The sequence below is a fragment of the Brasilonema octagenarum UFV-OR1 genome, assembly GCF_963888615.1.
GTDB classification, from domain to species: Bacteria; Cyanobacteriota; Cyanobacteriia; order Cyanobacteriales; family Nostocaceae; genus Brasilonema; species Brasilonema sennae.
Genome location: NZ_CAWPKW010000270.1, coordinates 1 through 2733, shown reverse-complemented (window position 1 = coordinate 2733; position 2733 = coordinate 1). Strand labels below are relative to the sequence as shown.

6 protein-coding genes are annotated in these 2733 nt (G+C 40.1%); 5 read left to right on the top strand and 1 reads right to left on the bottom strand.

Annotation, left to right across the window (positions count from 1 at the left end; all coding sequences use genetic code 11):
• Window positions 1-330: 330 nt before the first annotated feature.
• The 5 genes from AC5590_RS22545 (at window position 331) to AC5590_RS22525 (ending at window position 1937) form a co-directional block, all read left to right on the top strand.
• The gene (locus AC5590_RS22545; protein WP_169268947.1) at window positions 331-549 is read left to right on the top strand and encodes a hypothetical protein; all 219 of its coding nucleotides are present in this window, start codon (window positions 331-333) and stop codon (window positions 547-549) included.
• Window positions 546-830: a type II toxin-antitoxin system RelE/ParE family toxin gene (locus AC5590_RS22540; RefSeq protein ID WP_169268946.1), complete on the top strand. Its 285-nt coding sequence runs from the start codon at window positions 546-548 to the stop codon at window positions 828-830. The genes AC5590_RS22545 and AC5590_RS22540 overlap by 4 nt, the downstream gene beginning before the upstream one ends.
• Window positions 831-926: 96 nt before the next feature.
• The gene (locus AC5590_RS22535) at window positions 927-1175 is read left to right on the top strand and encodes a hypothetical protein (RefSeq protein ID WP_169268945.1); all 249 of its coding nucleotides are present in this window, start codon (window positions 927-929) and stop codon (window positions 1173-1175) included.
• On the top strand, window positions 1153-1509 hold the full coding sequence (locus tag AC5590_RS22530; RefSeq protein WP_248277439.1) for a type II toxin-antitoxin system PemK/MazF family toxin: 357 nt from the start codon (window positions 1153-1155) through the stop codon (window positions 1507-1509). Before AC5590_RS22535 ends, AC5590_RS22530 begins: the two co-directional genes overlap by 23 nt.
• Window positions 1510-1667: 158 nt before the next feature.
• Entirely contained in the window at window positions 1668-1937 is a 270-nt protein-coding gene (locus tag AC5590_RS22525) for a hypothetical protein (RefSeq protein WP_211178809.1), read from the top strand.
• 78 nt (window positions 1938-2015) lie between these two features.
• On the opposite strand, the gene AC5590_RS22520 is transcribed toward AC5590_RS22525, so the two are convergent.
• Window positions 2016-2564 (bottom strand): NUDIX hydrolase, encoded by a 549-nt coding sequence (locus AC5590_RS22520; RefSeq protein ID WP_169268944.1) that lies wholly within the window; start codon window positions 2562-2564, stop codon window positions 2016-2018.
• Window positions 2565-2733 lie beyond the last annotated feature (169 nt).

The following is a 2733-nucleotide window of genomic DNA, read 5'->3' as shown; positions in this document are numbered from 1 at the left end:
AGGGGGAAGGGGGAAGGGAGCAGGGAGCAGGGAGAAGGGAGCAGGGAGCAGGGAGCAGGGAGCAGGGAGCAGGGAGCACAGGAATCATTTTTGGCGATCGCAGGGGTTTGGGATTGCAACGCTTGTCTTCGTTCCACTCGCAATGACATATCGTAACTAACTAGCTGGACATGATATTACCAAAGGCGATCGCTTGCAAAGGTAGCCCCCGAAGGGCGATCGCGTGGAGCAATCATTTTTGGCGTTAAGCGTAGCTCTGCCGTAGGCAATCGCTCCTTGTGCAGTGAGTGACTCTGTTAAATTAGACTTATTCCCCAATTCATTACGAGTATGATAGAAAAAACATCTACATTGCAAAAAGTCATTGAAGCAGTAGAAGCATTAGATATAGATGCTCAAATTTTGCTGATAGATATTATTACCAAGCGCCTCAATCAACAGAGACGAAATGAGTTGTTAAAGGAAGTTGCACAAGCACAACATGATTATGAACAGGGAAACGTGCGGCGAGGTTCTGTTGAAGATTTGATGGGGGAGTTAGAAGATTGAAAATTTTAGTTTGGAGTTCTGCATTTGTTCGTGCGTTTAAACGTTTAGTACGTCAAAATCCACAATTACGTTCTCAAGTAGAGGAAACACTACAAAAACTATCTGAAGATCCTTTTTCTCCCAGTTTACACAGTCACAAACTTAAAGGTGATTTAGATGGTATATGGTCGTGTTCTATTGACTATAGCAATCGTATTTTATTTCAGTTTGTTAATAACTCAGATTCAGGAGAAGAAGAAATTTTGTTGTTAACTTTGGGTTCTCATGATGATGTGTACTGAACCCAAAGCGCACGTACCCCTATGGGGCATCGCATTCGCTGTGGTTCACTTAACGCGCCATGACGAGCGTGCTAGCATCTAAGAAAAATATTAGTTATGACCAAAGCAGAAGTCTTAGAAGCACTGAGAAAGATGACGACGGAAGAACGTTTGGAAGTCATTGAAATCGCATCAAAGTTAATTCGTCAAGAAATCACTACAAAATCGAAAGTTCCTCTTCAAAAAGAACTGAGTTTAGCTGAAGCGGCTGTTGTCATGCGTTCTTTTTACGAACAAGGAAGTGAGTTAGTGATTTTCGCTGATCGGGATACAGAAGACTTCTATGAATATGAAGATTATGCGTAGAGGTCAAATTTGGCTTTTTAATTCTGATCCCACTGTTGGAGACGAAATTGGCAAAACCCGCCCCGCAATTATTGTTAACAATGATGAAATTGGCACATTACGGCTGAAAGTTGTTGTACCAATTACTGGATGGAATGATGCTTTTACTGGAGTCTTGTGGATGGTTCGATTAGAACCTAATGCTGAAAATGGTTTAAGTAAGCCTTCTGCTGCGGATACATTTCAAGTACGTTGTATCTCGCAGCAAAGATTAGTTCGTCAACTGGGTATTTTGTCAGATGAACAGATGCAGAATATCAGCAAAGCCTTAGCGATTGTCTTATGCATTAATTAGTTTACTTGTCAATATATTCAGGCGATGCCCCAGAGAAGCAGGTGCTTTGCATTAATGCCTAAAAGACAGGCTAGGCGTAATTGAAATTGCATTTGGGATTGGGTTGAGTTTGGAGAAGAATACACCAATTCCGATCTCTTACATACAGGAAAATTACAATGATACTACTCCCACCAAAATTACAAAATTTGCCTAACAGTCTCCCCATTGAAGGTGCAGTTCGCATCGAACTAGTTGAGGGAATTCCTATCTTTCGAGCTTCTAGTACTGTACAAAATCGCATTGAAGAACTCTTGACAAAACAACAAAGTTCTCCACTGACTTCGGATGAAGAACACGAACTCGATCTTTACGAAGAAATTGACGATTACCTCAGTTTTATTAATCGGACTGTTCGTAATGCTTTCTTGACACAAACGAGCATCTGATTTTGGAATATATCAGCTTCTTTTAGATTGTTCGCTGGCGATTAGCTGGTGTTTAATAGATGAAAATAACCCTCAAAATCAATCTAGAAAATTTAGCCCCAAGGAAATCGCCGCAACAGTTCCAGAAACAGAAATTTCACCTTGAATGATTTTCTCTCTAACTGATTCTACTGGAATCAGAACAACTTCTATTTCTTCTGTAATATCTAACTTTTGTTCTCCGGACTTGATCACATTTTCTGCTAAAAATAAATGTATATTATTTGTATCTTTACTAGGGTTATCATATAGTGTTGCTATTTTTGTGACTTTTTGTGCTATGTAGCCAGTTTCTTCTTCCATTTCTCTGATTGCTGCAGCTTCAGCACTTTCTTGTGCTGGGTTGAATAAACCAGCGGGAAGTTCTAACAAAAATTCACCGACTGCGTGCCTATATTGCCGCACAAAAACAATTTCTTTGGTACTAGTGATAGGTAAAATTAGAGTAATTTCTGGTCTGACATTGACGAAATAATCATCTATAATTTGACCATTAGGCAATTCTATTTCATCTTGCCTGACTTTGCACCAGTAATTATCCAAAACCATTTTGGAGTGCAAAAGCTTCCATTTTTTTAAGTTTGTCATAAAAATAGAGTGGATACCATAATTTATAAAAAGATCATATAGCAATCCTAAATGATTCAAGGTGGGCACTGTCCACAACGTCAAAATAAGGGTTTGAGCGAACGCTAAACAGTGCCCAACGCCCTTCGGGTTCGCCAGTCGCCTACGGAGGGAAACCCTCCTGCAGCGC